This is a genomic window from Bacillus sp. AMCV2, assembly GCF_056033925.1.
This window is the reverse complement of the sequence record NZ_JBVYIB010000002.1, coordinates 512,059-527,891: the sequence shown is the minus strand read 5'-3', so window position 1 is coordinate 527,891 and position 15,833 is coordinate 512,059. Positions and strand designations below refer to the sequence as shown.

General features: G+C 41.3%; 23 protein-coding genes and 7 tRNA genes. 4 read left to right on the top strand and 26 right to left on the bottom strand.

Annotated elements, in window-relative coordinates; translation table 11 throughout:
* Nucleotides 1–6: 6 nt before the first annotated feature.
* From helP to xis, 5 genes are all read right to left on the bottom strand, one after another.
* A complete protein-coding gene (gene helP, locus AC0OMA_RS02800; RefSeq protein ID WP_119900046.1) occupies nucleotides 7–387 on the bottom strand; it encodes a helicase processivity factor HelP in 381 nt (126 codons plus the stop codon).
* A 47-nt stretch (nucleotides 388–434) separates the two neighbouring features.
* The gene (locus tag AC0OMA_RS02795) at nucleotides 435–551 is read right to left on the bottom strand and encodes a hypothetical protein (RefSeq protein WP_142394250.1); all 117 of its coding nucleotides are present in this window, start codon (nucleotides 549–551) and stop codon (nucleotides 435–437) included.
* Nucleotides 552–756: 205 nt separating this feature from the next.
* Nucleotides 757–1,017 (bottom strand): hypothetical protein, encoded by a 261-nt coding sequence (locus AC0OMA_RS02790; protein WP_474221869.1) that lies wholly within the window; start codon nucleotides 1,015–1,017, stop codon nucleotides 757–759.
* A gap of 53 nt (nucleotides 1,018–1,070) precedes the next feature.
* A complete protein-coding gene (locus tag AC0OMA_RS02785) occupies nucleotides 1,071–1,331 on the bottom strand; it encodes a hypothetical protein (RefSeq protein WP_268441060.1) in 261 nt (86 codons plus the stop codon).
* Nucleotides 1,328–1,522, bottom strand: coding sequence for an ICEBs1 excisionase (gene xis, locus AC0OMA_RS02780; protein ID WP_474221867.1), 195 nt, complete (start codon nucleotides 1,520–1,522; stop codon nucleotides 1,328–1,330). Before xis ends, AC0OMA_RS02785 begins: the two co-directional genes overlap by 4 nt.
* Nucleotides 1,523–1,795: 273 nt before the next feature.
* Here xis and immR point away from each other — a divergent pair, with 273 nt between their 5' ends.
* Genes immR through AC0OMA_RS02765 form a run of 3 tightly spaced genes read left to right on the top strand, consistent with a single transcriptional unit; the run spans nucleotide 1,796 to nucleotide 3,804 of the window.
* The gene (gene immR, locus AC0OMA_RS02775; protein WP_003240393.1) at nucleotides 1,796–2,179 is read left to right on the top strand and encodes a helix-turn-helix transcriptional regulator ImmR; all 384 of its coding nucleotides are present in this window, start codon (nucleotides 1,796–1,798) and stop codon (nucleotides 2,177–2,179) included.
* Nucleotides 2,176–2,685, top strand: a complete 510-nt coding sequence (gene immA / locus AC0OMA_RS02770) for a metallopeptidase ImmA (protein ID WP_009966616.1) — start codon at nucleotides 2,176–2,178, stop codon at nucleotides 2,683–2,685. Before immR ends, immA begins: the two co-directional genes overlap by 4 nt.
* Before the next feature lie 12 nt (nucleotides 2,686–2,697).
* Nucleotides 2,698–3,804 (top strand): tyrosine-type recombinase/integrase, encoded by a 1,107-nt coding sequence (locus tag AC0OMA_RS02765; protein WP_474221866.1) that lies wholly within the window; start codon nucleotides 2,698–2,700, stop codon nucleotides 3,802–3,804.
* 85 nt (nucleotides 3,805–3,889) lie between these two features.
* On the opposite strand, the gene AC0OMA_RS02760 is transcribed toward AC0OMA_RS02765, so the two are convergent.
* The 8 genes from AC0OMA_RS02760 to AC0OMA_RS02725 form a co-directional block, all read right to left on the bottom strand.
* Nucleotides 3,890–3,973, bottom strand: a tRNA-Leu gene (locus AC0OMA_RS02760).
* Between the two features lie 81 nt (nucleotides 3,974–4,054).
* A tRNA-Leu gene (locus AC0OMA_RS02755) sits at nucleotides 4,055–4,136 on the bottom strand.
* Nucleotides 4,137–4,147: 11 nt separating this feature from the next.
* Nucleotides 4,148–4,223: transfer RNA gene (locus AC0OMA_RS02750), tRNA-Lys, on the bottom strand.
* Nucleotides 4,224–4,250: 27 nt separating this feature from the next.
* Nucleotides 4,251–4,325: transfer RNA gene (locus AC0OMA_RS02745), tRNA-Gln, on the bottom strand.
* Between the two features lie 11 nt (nucleotides 4,326–4,336).
* A tRNA-Glu gene (locus AC0OMA_RS02740) sits at nucleotides 4,337–4,408 on the bottom strand.
* A 29-nt stretch (nucleotides 4,409–4,437) separates the two neighbouring features.
* A tRNA-Ser gene (locus tag AC0OMA_RS02735) sits at nucleotides 4,438–4,528 on the bottom strand.
* A gap of 4 nt (nucleotides 4,529–4,532) precedes the next feature.
* A tRNA-Asn gene (locus AC0OMA_RS02730) sits at nucleotides 4,533–4,607 on the bottom strand.
* 122 nt (nucleotides 4,608–4,729) lie between these two features.
* On the bottom strand, nucleotides 4,730–5,182 hold the full coding sequence (locus tag AC0OMA_RS02725) for a SprT family protein (RefSeq protein ID WP_047182126.1): 453 nt from the start codon (nucleotides 5,180–5,182) through the stop codon (nucleotides 4,730–4,732).
* Nucleotides 5,183–5,285: 103 nt separating this feature from the next.
* On the opposite strand from AC0OMA_RS02725, the gene cmpA reads away from it, so the two are divergent.
* The gene (cmpA, locus tag AC0OMA_RS02720) at nucleotides 5,286–5,399 is read left to right on the top strand and encodes a cortex morphogenetic protein CmpA (RefSeq protein WP_003225207.1); all 114 of its coding nucleotides are present in this window, start codon (nucleotides 5,286–5,288) and stop codon (nucleotides 5,397–5,399) included.
* A gap of 9 nt (nucleotides 5,400–5,408) precedes the next feature.
* On the opposite strand, the gene AC0OMA_RS02715 is transcribed toward cmpA, so the two are convergent.
* The 13 genes from AC0OMA_RS02715 to AC0OMA_RS02655 form a co-directional block, all read right to left on the bottom strand.
* Entirely contained in the window at nucleotides 5,409–7,568 is a 2,160-nt protein-coding gene (locus AC0OMA_RS02715; protein WP_015252761.1) for a Tex family protein, read from the bottom strand.
* 108 nt (nucleotides 7,569–7,676) lie between these two features.
* Nucleotides 7,677–8,276: a phosphoserine phosphatase RsbX gene (gene rsbX, locus AC0OMA_RS02710; RefSeq protein WP_015382836.1), complete on the bottom strand. Its 600-nt coding sequence runs from the start codon at nucleotides 8,274–8,276 to the stop codon at nucleotides 7,677–7,679.
* Complete coding sequence (sigB, locus tag AC0OMA_RS02705) at nucleotides 8,276–9,064, bottom strand: RNA polymerase sigma factor SigB (RefSeq protein ID WP_181218298.1); 789 nt, start codon at nucleotides 9,062–9,064, stop codon at nucleotides 8,276–8,278. Before sigB ends, rsbX begins: the two co-directional genes overlap by 1 nt.
* Entirely contained in the window at nucleotides 9,030–9,512 is a 483-nt protein-coding gene (gene rsbW / locus AC0OMA_RS02700; RefSeq protein ID WP_003234299.1) for an anti-sigma B factor RsbW, read from the bottom strand. The genes sigB and rsbW overlap by 35 nt, the downstream gene beginning before the upstream one ends.
* Entirely contained in the window at nucleotides 9,509–9,838 is a 330-nt protein-coding gene (rsbV, locus tag AC0OMA_RS02695; protein WP_003234298.1) for an anti-sigma factor antagonist RsbV, read from the bottom strand. Before rsbV ends, rsbW begins: the two co-directional genes overlap by 4 nt.
* Before the next feature lie 61 nt (nucleotides 9,839–9,899).
* A complete protein-coding gene (gene rsbU, locus AC0OMA_RS02690) occupies nucleotides 9,900–10,907 on the bottom strand; it encodes a phosphoserine phosphatase RsbU (RefSeq protein WP_003234295.1) in 1,008 nt (335 codons plus the stop codon).
* An 11-nt stretch (nucleotides 10,908–10,918) separates the two neighbouring features.
* The gene (gene rsbT, locus AC0OMA_RS02685) at nucleotides 10,919–11,320 is read right to left on the bottom strand and encodes a serine/threonine-protein kinase RsbT (protein WP_003246640.1); all 402 of its coding nucleotides are present in this window, start codon (nucleotides 11,318–11,320) and stop codon (nucleotides 10,919–10,921) included.
* A gap of 3 nt (nucleotides 11,321–11,323) precedes the next feature.
* Nucleotides 11,324–11,689, bottom strand: coding sequence for an RsbT antagonist protein RsbS (gene rsbS / locus AC0OMA_RS02680; RefSeq protein ID WP_003225190.1), 366 nt, complete (start codon nucleotides 11,687–11,689; stop codon nucleotides 11,324–11,326).
* 4 nt (nucleotides 11,690–11,693) lie between these two features.
* The gene (gene rsbRA / locus AC0OMA_RS02675; RefSeq protein ID WP_009966610.1) at nucleotides 11,694–12,518 is read right to left on the bottom strand and encodes an RsbT co-antagonist protein RsbRA; all 825 of its coding nucleotides are present in this window, start codon (nucleotides 12,516–12,518) and stop codon (nucleotides 11,694–11,696) included.
* A gap of 115 nt (nucleotides 12,519–12,633) precedes the next feature.
* Nucleotides 12,634–12,984, bottom strand: coding sequence for a type II toxin-antitoxin system endoribonuclease NdoA (gene ndoA, locus AC0OMA_RS02670; RefSeq protein ID WP_003156187.1), 351 nt, complete (start codon nucleotides 12,982–12,984; stop codon nucleotides 12,634–12,636).
* A gap of 4 nt (nucleotides 12,985–12,988) precedes the next feature.
* A complete protein-coding gene (gene endB, locus AC0OMA_RS02665; RefSeq protein ID WP_003225183.1) occupies nucleotides 12,989–13,270 on the bottom strand; it encodes a type II toxin-antitoxin system antitoxin EndoAI in 282 nt (93 codons plus the stop codon).
* Between the two features lie 115 nt (nucleotides 13,271–13,385).
* Entirely contained in the window at nucleotides 13,386–14,555 is a 1,170-nt protein-coding gene (gene alr / locus AC0OMA_RS02660; RefSeq protein ID WP_015252766.1) for an alanine racemase, read from the bottom strand.
* A 114-nt stretch (nucleotides 14,556–14,669) separates the two neighbouring features.
* Nucleotides 14,670–15,686 carry a LolA family protein gene (locus tag AC0OMA_RS02655; RefSeq protein ID WP_080030712.1) on the bottom strand — a complete coding sequence of 339 codons (1,017 nt, stop codon included), beginning with the start codon at nucleotides 15,684–15,686 and terminating at the stop codon, nucleotides 14,670–14,672.
* Nucleotides 15,687–15,833: the final 147 nt, after the last annotated feature.

Below are 15,833 nucleotides of genomic sequence, written 5' to 3'. Positions count from 1 at the left end.
AGCATTTTACTTTTTATCATTGCCACTAGTAGCCGCCGCAGGTTTCACAGAAGAACCGCCTTTTACAACAATATCATCAGCTTCAAGTTTCCACATCACATTGGCAAAGGTTGAATCCCTTTGACTAGTTGCTATAGCGCTAATTTTCGGGTTTTTCAACTCAATATCTGCAAAAGGAGGAATTTCTTTTGCCCCAGCATACTCAGGAATAGTTACCTCAATTTGACCACCTTGGACCGCACTAGCAATGTTATAAACCCTAGATTCCAGTACGTCAGTACGCTTATTGTTTTCCCGATCATAAACATATCTTTCTTTGTTAAGTCCCATGAATTTCATGTCCCCAAAAGTCATATTGATATCCGGTACAATAAAGTTTAAGTTCATTTTTCATATCCCCATTTCATTTTTTATTATTTATTTTCAAAAGATCGTTAAATTTCGATTTTATATTTTGGATTCGCTCCGGTTCTGTATCCATCTTGGCGCTTATCAGTTGCTAACGGCGTAATGCCCTCATGGCAACCTAGTAGGCTAATTATAGCCATCAAGCTGACTACAGCTATTCCGCACGCTTATTCTAGCCTGCTACAGCATTTAAAGTGATTGCTGTTCATCACTCAAATACTCACGCATGACATTTCAACAAGAATACCGTATAATAAAAGTGTCTAGTTTTTATTTTCCGGCGTTCTTGATGATTATTCGTCAAGGCGCTTTTTTTGTTTATATATAGTTTTCAAAGAACAAACACTCCTAGCGACATAAGTTATACAGATCATCGTTATATAAAGTAAACACCTGATTTTCCTTTCTACTCATTGGTCGAGTAGACCAGATACACCACCAATCCCAGCCTTTTAACAGCTCAGATATTTCATTATTAGCCTTCAAATAATTATCAGCTTCAACAACGAATGTTTCACAAGTGGCATACTCTTTAAAATGATTTAAATCCTTATCAGCCTTTAAAGCTTCAACATCAGTAATGATTGTTGCATTCACTCTTATTTTCATCGCATCCCCCCTTTCAAAGGATTCTTAACGGCTCCCTATAGTGGTATATAACGTCACACTATGGATGATTGCCGAAGCTTTTCAATGTCTTTTCTTCCAATGCCGTAATGCTTACATATCCTGCGATATGAAACGCCTTTTCGCAGTAATTCATTAACATTTTCAATTGTTAAGGGAAGGTTTAAATAATGATTTATGATGACTGAATTCAGAGCAATTTTCATTCGTGCTATCCAATCACCTTCCATTTGTTTGGCTAAAGGAACAGCTTCTTTCATAAACGAGTTTGTTATATCAATGTTTATAAAAATCACCCCGTTTGAGATTTTGGACCTTTGTAACAATAACACTCTTCAAACTTAGCTCTACTCACCTTACCTTGAATGACCATATATCCATCTTTTTTCATTTGAGCATTCAAAGTTCTAATGATGTCATAAGATTTAGACTGTTTAACTCCAAGAATTTTTTGAATATCTCTCGCAGTTAAAAACTCTCCTTTCAAAATATCACCTCCTCGTTAACTCAACTCTTTGTGAATTAACTTTATTATAAAACTCCTTTTCGTGTAAGTCAACACAAAATTCACCTTAAAGTGTATTTTTTTGAACATATATGGAAATAATGATAATTAAACTCTCCAGAAAGAAGAAACAAACACTCCTAAAAGGAGAATTTTTAATTATTTATTTAACTTATAGGTGAAATTAATGAATTCTCCAAAAAATGTTGTTATGATTTTTATAAAAATCAACTCTTTGTGAAATGGATGATAAAAATGAGCCTAGGCAAACGATTAAAAGAAGCTCGACAAAAAGCTGGATACACTCAGAAAGAAGCCGCAGAGAAACTTAATATCGGTAACAATAACTTGTCTAATTACGAAAGAGATTACAGAGATCCTGATACAGACACACTCTTAAAATTGAGCAATTTATATAACGTATCTACAGACTATTTATTAGGAAAGGATGAAGTAAGTAAGAAAAACGAAACTGATTTACTCAATAAAACAATTAATGAAGCCATACAGGAATTAAAGGATGAAGATACACTCCTTTTTATGAATGATGGTGAATTTGATGAGGAAACTGCACGCCTTGTTAAAAAAGCATTAAAAAACGGAATTAAATTCATTGATGAATTAAAGAAGAAAGAGTGATAACAATTTATACAAGCAAAGGAATTAAACATAAAGTCCAATCAGTAATTAAGACACATGGTACAAATAATGTATATGAAATTTGTGACATCCAAAAAATTTATATACTCAAAAATGATCTTGGACAAGCAAACGGTTTACTACAACATGACAAAGCCACAGATCAATATTTAATTCATATCAACGAGAACCTCCAACATCAACAATTTGTAATTGCCCATGAATTAGGGCATTACTTTCTCCATAAAAGATTGAACACTTTTAAAGTTGTGAATTGCTCTAAAGTTCTAAAAGATAAACTTGAGCATCAAGCAAGCCTATTTGCATCAGAATTAATACTGACAGATAAAATGCTTAATGAAGCCCTTCCATATATACAGGGTTTTAGCAAAGAACAAATAGCAGCATACTTCAACGTACCATCATTTGTTACTGATTATAAACTTTCTCAAATTGGCTCATTTAGTAACAGAATCTATTCACACGAAATAAGCGCTTTTGGTTAAAGGAGAAATAAAATGTCTGTAAAAAAACTTGAAAATGGTCAATATCAAGTTGACGTTAGCTTTGGATTTGACCCGATTACTGGAGAAAGAATTAGGACGAGACCAGTAGCATCAACCAGAAAAGAGGCTTTAGAATTAGAAGCAAAATTAAGAAGAGAATTTCAAGAAGAAAGAGCAAGAAAGTCCAGATCAGTAAGCTTTCCGACTCTAATTTCAATTTATTTAGCAAATTGTGAAATAGATAGTAAACCAAACTATTATCAGAATCAGAAGTACATTATAAACAAACATATATCTGATTACTTTTTGAAATCTGATATACAAAAAATCACACATAGAGAAGTAACTGATTTCAGAAAACATTTAATGGAAACAGGTCTAAGCAATAAATCGGTTAATAATATAATGACTAGTCTAAGCAAAATTTTTGATACAGCTGTACATGAAGAAATCTTAAAAAGAAATCCGTGTGACAACGTTAAACGATTACCTTTAACAAGAAAGAAAATGAAGTTTTGGAGACCAGAAGAATTCAAAAAATTTATTAGTTTAATTCCTCAAGATCAATTATTGTTTAAAACCTTTTACACTGTTGCTTTTTTAACTGGACTAAGATGTGGTGAAATGCTCGCCCTGCAATGGAAAGATATTGACAAAATCTTATTAGAAATAGATGTGCATAAATCGTGCACCTGGCTTGATGGTCAATTTGTTGTTACTACTCCAAAAACCAAAAATTCGATTCGGCGAGTTAGCATCAATAAAAAATTGCTTAAGCTACTAGAACGTTGGAAAGAAGCACAAGAAGAGTTGTTTAATGAATTAGGTATTAGACATTCACATGATACCTATATCTTTCAATATAAAGATACACCTTCAAGAAAAGATATTTTCAGTCGGAAAATTAAATACTTTTGCAAGGATAGCGATCTTACTCCTATACGTTTACATGATTTTAGACATTCACACGTTGCACTATTAATACACCAAGGAGAAGATTACATAACAATTAAAGAGCGTTTAGGACATGGTTCTGTAAAAACAACAATTGATGTTTATGGACACCTATATCCAAACAAGCAAAAGGAAATGGCTGATAAATTAGATGACTTACTTTAGGTAAGTGGGCAGTTTGTGGGCAGTAAATCATTTGAAAATAAACACAAAAAAATACCAAGGGCGTCAAAACCCTTGGTATCATTGATGCGGCCGAGAGGACTTGAACCTCCACGGGTTATTCACCCACTAGGCCCTCAACCTAGCGCGTCTGCCATTCCGCCACGACCGCGTGATCATGAAATTTTGTTTGTGCTGGTTTAGTAGGCTCTTAACCTAGTAAAAACTATTTGCGTGCACTTTGTAAATAAAGTGCGGGTGAAGGGACTCGAACCCCCACGTCGTAAGACACTAGATCCTAAGTCTAGCGCGTCTGCCAATTCCGCCACACCCGCAAAAAGACAAATGGTGAGCCATGAAGGACTCGAACCTTCGACCCTCTGATTAAAAGTCAGATGCTCTACCAACTGAGCTAATGGCTCTTACTATTAGATTTTAAAAAATAAAAATGGCTGGGCTAGCTGGATTCGAACCAACGCATGACGGAGTCAAAGTCCGTTGCCTTACCGCTTGGCTATAGCCCAACGAAATGGAATGACCCGTACGGGATTCGAACCCGTGTTACCGCCGTGAAAGGGCGGTGTCTTAACCGCTTGACCAACGGGCCGATGGTTGAGAACTTATATCGAAATCTTATGGCGGAGAAGGAGGGATTTGAACCCTCGCGCCGCTTACGCGACCTACACCCTTAGCAGGGGCGCCTCTTCAGCCACTTGAGTACTTCTCCAATATGGCTCCACAGGCAGGATTCGAACCTGCGACCGATCGGTTAACAGCCGATAGCTCTACCACTGAGCTACTGTGGAATAATGAGACAAGGCTTATTATATCAGCCTTGATTTACAGTGTCAAGAGGTAAATGTTTTTATTTATCTCTCGTAACGACTTTTATAATGTAACACAGGCTTGCCATATTCGTCAACCTTTTTCACGAAAAAATTCTTTTTATTTTTCCGCGGCATTTTCCGCACCTGTATCTGTCAGGGTTCATGGCGCGCTTCTTTATATACTGTTGGCCGCAGGCCGTACAGATATACATATAAGTTTTTTTGTTTTCCGCTTTTTTCTTAAGGGGTGTACAGAACCTCGGCGCGTTGACTTGCTGCAAAAGCATTCTAAAATCTCTGTCTCTGTGCTTGTACCCTTTTCCTTCAAGATGAAGATGATAATGGCAGAGCTCATGCTTGATGATGCCGACCAGTTCCTCCCTGCCGTGTTCAATCAAATATTTTCTGTTCAATTCAATGTTATGGGAAGTTAACAGGTACCTTCCGCCCGTGGTTTTAAGCCTGTCATTAAAAAGCGCCTGATGGCGGAACGGCTTTTTAAAATATGTTTTAGAAATATCCTCTGTCAGCTTTTGAAGCTCTATATTATCCATAGTGCACCTCACTTAAAAAACATTGAACGGGACAATTCACCGTTCGCATACAATATGGTAATCACCGTCCCTCTTATGATAAAAGCTGAGGAGGAATGAGCCTATGCCAAATTGGCTTAAAAAGCAGATGCAAAAAGCGTTCCTTGAAAAAGATAATTACCAAATTAAACTGCTGAATCAATGCTGGTATTTCTATAGGAAAAAACACTGCTCGTAAGCAGTGCTTTTATTTTACCATAGACAGCGATACTCTGCCTTTTTGTACATCTACGCCGTCAACCCAGACTGTCACGATATCGCCGACAGATACGACATCAAGAGGATGCTTAACGAATTGATTGCTCAGTTTTGAGATATGCACAAGCCCGTCTTGTTTAACTCCGATATCAACAAACGCTCCGAAGTCCACTACATTGCGCACGGTGCCCTGCAGTTCCATTCCCTCTTTCAAATCTTCCAGCTGAAGGACGTCTGTTTTCAGCAAAGGCTTAGGCACCTCATCGCGTGGATCGCGTTCCGGCCTTGTCAGCTGTTCACAAATGTCTTTCAGAGTGATTTCGCCGATTCCCAGCTCTTTTGCCGTTTCAGAGAGCGCCAGCTGATTGATTTTGTCCTTCAATTCCGCCGTGCCGATATGTTCTGTTGAAAGTCCGAGTTTTTTCAAAAGTGCTTTTGTTTCTTTATAGCTTTCCGGGTGGATGCCTGTTCTATCCAAAGGCTCTGTCCCTTCCTGCACTCTTAAGAAACCGATACATTGCTCGTAGGTTTTCGCACCGAGCCTTGGGATGTCCTTCAGTTCTTTTCGATTTGAAAACTTTCCGATTTCCTCACGTTTTTTGACAACGTTGCCTGCTACAGACTTCGATAATCCAGCTACATATTGAAGCAGCGCGGCGGAGGCTGTGTTAACGTTTACTCCCACCTGGTTTACGACCGTTTCGACGACGAACCGCAGAGATTCATTTAAGCGTTTTTGGCTGACGTCATGCTGATACTGCCCGACACCAACAGACTTCGGATCGATCTTAACGAGCTCCGCGAGCGGGTCTTGAAGTCTTCGCGCAATAGATACGGCACTGCGCTCTTCAACCTTAAGGTCAGGGAATTCTTCTCGGGCAAGCTCTGAAGCCGAATAGACGCTTGCTCCCGCTTCATTGACAATCACATAATAAATTTTGCGCGGCATGTCTTTCAGTACATTTACGATGAATTGCTCTGTTTCTCTGGATGCTGTGCCGTTTCCGATCGCCACCATCTCGACTTGATACTGCTCAAGAATCTTTTTTACTTTTTCATGGGCTTCTTTTGTTTTGTTGACTGGCGCATGCGGATAGATCACATCAATTTTCAAGACTTTTCCGGTCTCATCTGACACAGCGAGCTTACAGCCAGTTCGAAAGGCTGGGTCAACACCGAGAACGGTTTTGCCTTTCATCGGCGGCTGCAAAAGAAGCTTTCTCAAATTCTCTGAGAAAATATGAATCGCCTGTTCATCAGCTTTTTCTGAGAGCTCTTTCCTGATTTCACGCTCGATTGCCGGCTGGATCAGCCTTTTATAGCTGTCTTCAATTGTCTCCTGCAAAATCTCTTTTACGGATGTTGAGCGATTTTTGATGATTTGTTTTTCTAAATACGCCTTAATGTGATCCGCAGGCGGTTCGATTGACACCTTTAAAATGTCTTCTTTTTCGCCGCGGTTCATTGCCAGCACCCTATGCGGAACGACTTTTGCAATTGGCTCTTCATACTCGTAATACATTTCATACACATTTTTCTCATCGGTGTCTGCCGACTTTCCGGCTGCAGACTTAATGGTTCCTCTTTTGAAGGTTTCCTGACGAATCCACTTTCTGAAGGTCGGCTCGTCTGAGATTTGTTCCGCAATAATGTGCTTGGCGCCTTCAATCGCTTCTTCTCGTGTGAACACTTCTTTTTCTTCGCTGATGTATTGGTCTGCTGTTGCTGCCAGACGATCATCTTGGGGAAGTGTCAGGATATAGTCGGCAAGCGGCTCAAGGCCTTTGCTTTTGGCGACTGTCGCCTTTGTTTTACGCTTTTGTTTATAAGGGCGGTAAAGGTCTTCCACTTCCTGAAGCTTCACCGATTGCTCGATTTTACGTTTTAGATCATCTGTCAGTTTATCCTGCTCTGCAATCAGCCTGATGACTTCTTCTTTTCGCTGATTCAGGTTTTGTATGTATTGCCAGCGTTCAGAAATCGTCTGAATCTGAACCTCATCCATTGAACCCGTCTGCTCTTTTCGATACCGGGCAATAAACGGGACTGTATTGCCGTCCTCAAGCAGGCGGATGACACTTTCAACGTGTTTTTGTGATAAACCTATTTCTTTCGCAATTTGCTGTTTTAAAAGGGCTGACGTTTCCATGTAACCAAAGCCTCCAATTTTGTCGTTCTTTCTCTAGTGTATCAAAAACCGAAAAAAACACATAAAAAAAAGAAGCCGGTATTCCAGCTTCTTCTTGTTCTTATTCTCTTAGGACAGCTGTCCGAGAATATAGGTCAGGTCATCTTTTCTCGATGTCGTATACATTTTCAGCGAATTCGATATGTCTTCTACCGATTGGCCTTTTTTCAAATGGGAGCGGATATCAGGTACGTTGAGTCCATCTGTATGTATAATGAACTTTGAACCCTTTTCATAGGTGGCGGTGTGCGTTTTGTATTTTTGCGGCTTGCCTGATAAATAGCCCGAAATCGGCAGAGGATAAAAGCTTTCACCAGACGGGGAATGCAGAATAAACCGTACATTTCCGACAGAGCAGTACGTAAACTGCCTTTGCTCAAAATTGATTTTCAGGATAGATGCTGTAGCGCCTCTTTTGTTTTTCATCGCCTGATTACAGCGTTCGATAATGCTTTCTACGTCTTCATTCGCATAGTTTTCCACTAAGTCTTTGATGGCTGCAGAGGATTCGTTAGCAAGTGATCCACTTCCCAGTCCGTCAGCAACCGCACAAATTAACTCCTTATCATCAGCTTTCATAAAAAAGCTGTCACCGCAAATCGATTTCCCTTCTTTATTCAGTTGATATACTAGAGTTTGAATATGCTCGTTTTCTTCAACCTGGATCATTACATTAACTCCATCGAGGGATCTTCAATCAAGGCCTCTCTGAGCTTCTTCACAGCTTTGCGCTGCAAGCGCGAGACGTGCATTTGAGATATACCGAGAATGTCCCCAGTTTCTTTTTGGCTTTTGTTTTGAATATACGTAAGGTCTATGATTTGTTTTTCACGATCTGAAAGGACATGAAGCACGCTTTGCAGCATCAATTGCTGATTGACCCGCTCATATCCGTCCTCCTGTGATCCGACGATATCAAGAATCGTGACGGTGCTTCCGTCCGAATCCGCTTCAATGCTGTGGTCAACGGATAAGGCTTGATAGCTTTTGCCCATTTCCATCGTTTCAAGAACCTCTTCTTCAGAAACATCGAGGAATTCGGCAATCTCTTCGACTTTCGGCGATCTTTGTGTTTCAGTGGTCAGCTGATCAACCGCCATTTTGATTCTTGGACCCAGTTCCTTAATTCGTCTCGGCACATGAACGCTCCATGTTTTATCTCTGAGGAAACGTTTAATTTCACCGATGATTGTCGGGATTGCAAAAGCTTCAAACGATTTGCCGACAACAGGATCGTATCGCTTAATCGCGCCTAGCAGCCCGATCATGCCGACCTGGCGGAGATCCTCGTGGAAGCTTTTGCCTTTTGAGTATTTTTTTGCAAGTATGTCAACCAGATTTGTATACACCCGCACAAGCGTTTCCTGCGCCTGTTCATCTTGCTTTGTTTGGTAATCGCTTATGAGCCGATCGACTTCATCTTTAGTTAGTTTCGTAGTTTTTGATGGTTGTGTCATGATCAACTCGCTCCCCATTTAAATACTTTGTCATCGCTACGGTGACGCCGGAGTGGTTTTGCACTCTGACTTCATCCATGAGCGTTTCCATTAAATATAGACCGAGCCCTCCTTCTGATAATTGATCAACTGTGTGCGAAGGTGTGTACGGCCCTAGATCCTGCTGCTTTTGATCAAAGTCAAAGCTGTCTCCTTCATCCGCCACAATAACCTCTAAACGGTCTTCAAACACACCGAATCGGATTGACACTTCCCCATTTTTATCTTCTTTGTAAGCGTGCTGAACCGCATTTGTGCACGCCTCGCTGACTGCGATTTTCAAATCTTCAATTTCATCGTACGTATAGCCCATTCTGCTTGCGACCCCTGACAGCGTCAGTCTTATAATTCCCACATATTCAGGTTGGGCCGGCACTTTCATTTCGATGTAATCAGCATTATTCTTCATTGCACTCCACCTTCTGACTTTGCAGAAATATCAATGATGTCCTTCAAGCCTGTAATGTCAAACAGTCGGATCAGCCGTTCAGAAAGATTTTCAAGTTTCAGCGAACCACCTTGTTTTTTCACCATTTTAAAGGTCCCTACAAAAACGCCCAATCCGGTACTGTCCATGTAGCTGACATCTTTCAGGCAAATTCTTAAGTCAGCTCCTTGTTCTGCCAGAGGAACGAGCTTCTCTCTAAGCACCGGTGCTGAGTATACATCAATTTCTCCTGCAATGTTTACTTGTATATCATTCTCGTTTTGCTTCACATCAACATTTATATTCATTCGTATCACCTCAAATTTTCCTTCAAATCACTAGTTGCTTTATACCCTCGTCTGACAGACGTTAAACCTTTCTCCGCAAAACAATTAACGTAAAATCATCGTGAAGCTGAAAATCCTGCAATTTGAGGAGGCTGTCATAAATGTTTTTGACCATTTCCTGCGCGGAGGAACACATATGTTCCTCAATGAGCTTCTGCAGATCAGGACGCTCCAAGAAACCGTTTTCCGTTCTGCATTCTGTGACGCCGTCAGAAAATAAAACAATCATATCGCCCTTTTCCAGATGCTGATCGAATTGTTTGTAGTCATAGTCCTGCGAGATGCCGAGAACGAGTCCTTTGGCCTCTAAATCGTAAAACGTGTTGTCTTTTTGAGAATAATAGAATCCCGGTTCATGTCCCGCTGAAGCATATGTAAATTGATGCTTGTCCATATTGTAATTCGCATAAAACATCGTAATAAACATACTGGCATCAACGTTTTGTTCAACAACACGATTCAAATTTTTCAGCACTTGAGAAGGGTGTATGCCCGTTTCCGGCAAAGAGTCCATCGCGTATTTAATCATGGACATGCATAAAGCCGCTGGAATGCCTTTTCCGATCACGTCCGCGATTGCGATATTGATGGATTCCTTGTCTTTGACAAAGTGGTAGTAATCACCGCTCATCTGTTTAGCGGGAACACTGATGGCGCCGATATCCAGCGCTTCCTCCTGAGGAACTTTAGTTCCGAGCAGCGTCTGCTGGACATTTGCCGCGATTTCAATTTCTGATTTGATTTCCTGCTGTATCCCTCTAAGGGTTTGATGCTCCTGATAAGCCATTCCATAACCAATCATGACTTCTATTAAAAAATCCAGCGAATGAAACACATCTTCCGGGAGACTTGGATACAGCTCCTTCAGCACTTTTCTGTGAATGCTGATGATTTCTTCCGGAGGAATTTGGTGCTCGATTGTTTTTCGGCTGAATTTTTGGGCTTGATATAAAGATGTTTCTGTTAATTCGGCTATATATCGACTAAGCAGCTGATGATACCGCTGCTCAATAACCTCCCTAAAATCCACGTTCTTACCTCCTACCGAAGCCATTTGATGGCTTGTATCTCTGTTCCTTCCCCCGCTACGGAATTTAAGCTGAATTCATCCATCAGCCTTTTGACCCCGGGAAGTCCCGCACCAAGTCCTCCAGACGTTGAAAACCCGTCTTCCATGACTTTTCGGATATCAGGAATTCCCGGCCCTTGGTCTTCCGCTATGATTTTCAGGCCTTTTTTTCCTCTGTCTGCGACCTGTTCAATTCCAATCTGCCCTTTGCCGGCATATAAATAAATATTCCTGGCTAATTCTGAAATAGCCGTTGTAATTCTAGCCTGGTCTACCGTGCCGAAACCCAGTTCTTTCGCAACGTTTCGTCCCAGCTGTCTGGCGGCCACAATATCCCATTCTGTCATGATTCTTACACAGGATTGGTCGTTCATTCGCTATTCCCCCAATTCCCGCTTCAATGTCTCAAGCCCCTGCTCTAAGTCGAGCGCAGTTTCGATTTCCTCAAGTGCGATTCCAAGTTCAATCAGCGTCACTGCCACAGCAGGCTGAATGCCGGTCAAGACGACTTTAGCCCCCATTAACTTAGACATTGTAATGACGTCGCCCAGCACTTTCGCGATAAATGAATCAATCATATCCACAGATGTCAGGTCAATGACGACTCCGTTAGCACCTGTTTCGTATATTTTATTTAATAAGTCTTCTTGAAAAGTTAATGCTGTCTGGTCATCAAGTTCCCATTGAATGGATACTAATAAGCAATTATACAGTTTCAAGATCGGGATTTTCGGATGTCTCAAAATGTTATTCCCCCAATGAAACGATTTTTCGATCCGTCATTTCCAATGCTGTTTGAATTCCTTTTTGCAGGGTATTCTTAGTTATAACTTGGGATAAATCAATCCCCAGGTTGACGATTGTTTGAGCAATTTCCGGACGGATTCCGGCCAGCAGGCATTTTGCTCCGACAAGCCTTACAGCTTCTGATGCCTGAATAATATGATGGGCAACCATCGTATCGACGACAGGGACACCTGTAATGTCAATCAGCACGACTTGGGAACGGTGTTTGACGACGCCATTAAGAAGGTTTTCCATAATTCGTTTCGCGCGTTCGGTATCAATTGTTCCGACAAGAGGCATCACAGTGATATTTTCAAACACCGGGATAAGCGGCGCAGACAGCTCTTGCAGCGCGATTTTTTGCAGGGATACTGTTTTTTCCCATGAGATAGAGTATTGATTAAAAATTTCTGTGTTAATCGGGCTGAAAAAGCGGTCAATCTGCCAGATTAATTCCGTGCTCTCTTGATCTGGCAATCTCTTATCATTCATTTTCGTGTAGAGACGCTTCCAGAATTCAGCAAGCGCAGTAGCCAAAAACTTCATAGACAGTCCGATTTGGACCGCTCGAAGCGCCAGTTCGCTGATTTGGCTTTCAGCAGCGTTTTCGTCCTTAACAGACAGCAGCAGAATGTCGATATATTCTTTAGATATATTTTCATACACTTGGTCAGTCAGCTGATAGGATTCTTGCTCGCTTAATTCTTTTAGTGTGTCAGTCCACAGTTGGAGCAGTTCATTTTGATTTTCGGCAATGAACTGGTATACAGTCTGATTCGACATCAAATTCGCTTACCTCCCAATAAAAAACAACATATTTTTTTCGTTATTTCACTATTATATCGCTTATGTTTTTTGAAAACAAAAAAAGTTGCTCTATGTGAGCAACCTGCAAATATGTCTAAAAATCAATGAGTGCCAAACTGATTTGTAAGGCTTCATCAACCTTATCCATCATTTCATCATCCAGATGAGTAATCTTATCCGTTAACCTTTGCTTGTCAATCGTCCGAATTTGCTCCAGCAAAATAACGGAATCTCTTTCAAAACCGTAGCGTTTTGCATCGATTTCGACGTGGGTTGGTAATTTCGCTTTCTGTATTTGTGCTGTTATGGCTGCAACAATAGCAGTTGGGCTGAAGCGATTTCCGATGTCATTTTGGATCACTAAAACCGGGCGCACCCCGCCTTGCTCTGAGCCAACAACAGGAGATAAATCAGCAAAATAAACATCGCCGCGTTTCACAATCAAATGATTATCCTCCGCTGACTAAGCGCTCAACTGTCGTTTCAGCCTCGCACTCCGCAAAGTGAGCCTCAGAAGAAATATTCAGGTTGATTTTCGCCATTTCCATATAGCCGCGTCTCATCAAATCACGGTTGTGACGAGTTGTTCGTTCGCTGACATACGCTCTCACTGCTTGTGATATCAGTTCGTTTCTGCTTCGTTTCTCCCGCATCGCTACACCATCCAATTCAGCTACTAGGTTTTCGGGCAAGCTGATTTTCATTTCGGTTCTTGCGCTGGATTCAGACAAAAAACATACACCTCCACCAAACTTACGGATACGACTCTTTTATCCATCCAGTGATAATGATACCATTATTCACTCTTCAAGCAAAGCTGTTTTATGAATTCTCCATTTAGGTAAGTTAATTGCTTGTATTTACCTGCAATAAAGGATTTCTTACTTCCATTATACTCCCATTTTCCAAAAACATACGGGGAACACGGGAACTTATTGTACAGGCCACCTCATAGTTAATGGTTTCGAGCCTTCCTGCAATCTCATCCATGGAAATATATTCATCCCCCTGCCGGCCTATTAATGTGACTTTTGTGCCCGGCGGATATTCCTGATCCAGCTCCACCATAAATTGGTCCATGCAAATTCGGCCGGCAATTTTCAGGCGTTTTCCCTTCACAAGGATGTCGGTCCCTTTCAATTTTCGGAGCCACCCGTCCGCATAGCCTACAGGCACCGTCCCGATCCATGTATCTTTTTCTGCTGTGTACTCGGCTCCGTAGCTGACGCTCTCGCCTTTTCTAATCAGTTTGACATGTGACAACGTCGAATGCAGGGTAAATGCCGGACGCAGCTGAAACGGTATCTCGTCCGAAATGTCAGCAGACGGGCGAAGGCCATACATGCCGATGCCGAATCTGACTGCATTAAAAAAGCCTTTTTTCAGCCGGAGTCCGGCGGCGCTGTTCGCGCAGTGGACCATCAGATTCTTTAACGGCAGCGGAGCAATCAGCTCTTTAAAACGCTCAAATTGCATTAAGAAATAGCCTCTTTCTTTTTCATCCGCTGTCGCAAAATGGGTAAATACCCCTTTGCACTTTAAACGAGGGTTGCGGTCAAGAATTGCCATCACGTTCTGAACTTCTTCCTCTGTTTTTACACCAAGCCTGTTCATCCCCGTATCGACCTTCAGATGAAAATGAAGAGAACCTTTTTTCGTGTGGCGGGCTGCTTCCTGAAGCCATTCAACAGAATAACCTGTTAAGGTCACGTCATACTCAGCAGCGATTGCCACATACTCTGGGGGAACCGCGCCAAGCACCAATATAGGCGCCTTCAAGCCCTTTTTGCGCAGTGAAATCGCTTCATCCAAAATGGCCACAGCCAAGCATGAAGCACCTGCGTCAAGAGCAGCCTTTGCTGTTTCTGCATCACCATGCCCGTAGGCGTTTGCTTTCACAACTGCCATCAAGTGGACATGTTCACCGATATGTTTTTTCATATTGCTGACATTTTCCTTTATCGCGGACAAGTCAATTTCCGCCCACGTATCTCTGTAAAAAGGTTTTGTGCTCATTACGACACTTCCTAGCTTTTATTCAATATCATTTACATATCATACTAAAATTAAAGGCTAAAGGGAAACGATGTCTAACGAAAAAAAGGCCAAATCATGTTTGGCCTTTGGCGGTTATTTCGATGATTGTCCCTGCATGCTTTTCGCTACTGTCACCATTTCCTCTTTAGAAAGATCTTTAGAAGAGAGAAGGTAATCTACGCCGTCATATGTCCATGATAATGATGCATCCGACAGGGCGCCGATGGTGTAGCCGAGATTTACCGGTTCGCCGTTCAGCGTAACGGAGGAGGAAGCCTTGGCAATCTGGGCTTTTTCCTGAATTAACGTAAATGATTTTTCTCCTCCGTACGTCATGATGATGCGCTTCCCGTCTTCAGTAGATAGATCTTTTTCTTCAAGCAGCTTGACGCCAAGCGGCAGTTCCAGCGGCGTTTTGACCGCAAATGTATCGGAAGGCTTTGCGCTTGTGGCAACATCCATTTGAGAAAGAGTCATATTTTTCTTTTCATCAAATGATTCTTTATCAAATTGTTTATTAAATTCAAAGCTGCTGAATTCTACTTTGACCATTACTTTCCGGTCAGTATCCATCACTTTGACAGATGACGGGCTCATATCTTTTTTGTTAAATGTGATTTCTTGCGTGGGCAGCATTTTGTTATGCTGATAGTTTGTTTTTGTTTCAAATACGTATTTCTTTTCTTTCGCTGTGAAAACTGCATCCGAATCGTTTTGAACATCCTTTACGAGCGATTCAAACAGATAAACCTGGCTGCTGTTGTTCGGCCAATCGCTTTGAAATCTGAAGCTCTTATTTAAAGACGGCGTGAGAACAAATACTCCGTTTTCATTTCGTAAAATGACTTGATTTTGGTCCTTTTTCGGATTTTCTAAATAAACCCTGTACAGAGACGGCTTTTTGTGCCAGATTTCCACATTGTATACTTGAGGCTCACTCCCTGTCTCGATGGTCATTTTCGCTTTTGCTTTGTACGAGGTGTATTCTTTCGCCTTTTCATCTAACCCGGCCACAATATCTTGCTGTGTTTTTTGCCCGCAGGCAGAAAGAATAAGAACAGCAAGCAGTCCCGTTAAAAGCAAAACAAAGCTTTTTCTCACCTTTTTCAACCCCTTTTTCTCAATTGATGTAAAAGGAAGAAATCGCTTGTTTGACTTTAACGGTACGCTCGGTACACGTTTAGGCAGAACAGATGCGTACCATAAAAGCCTCAAACAACTTGTCTCCCTTAATGCACTATCAAATATATGAGTGGG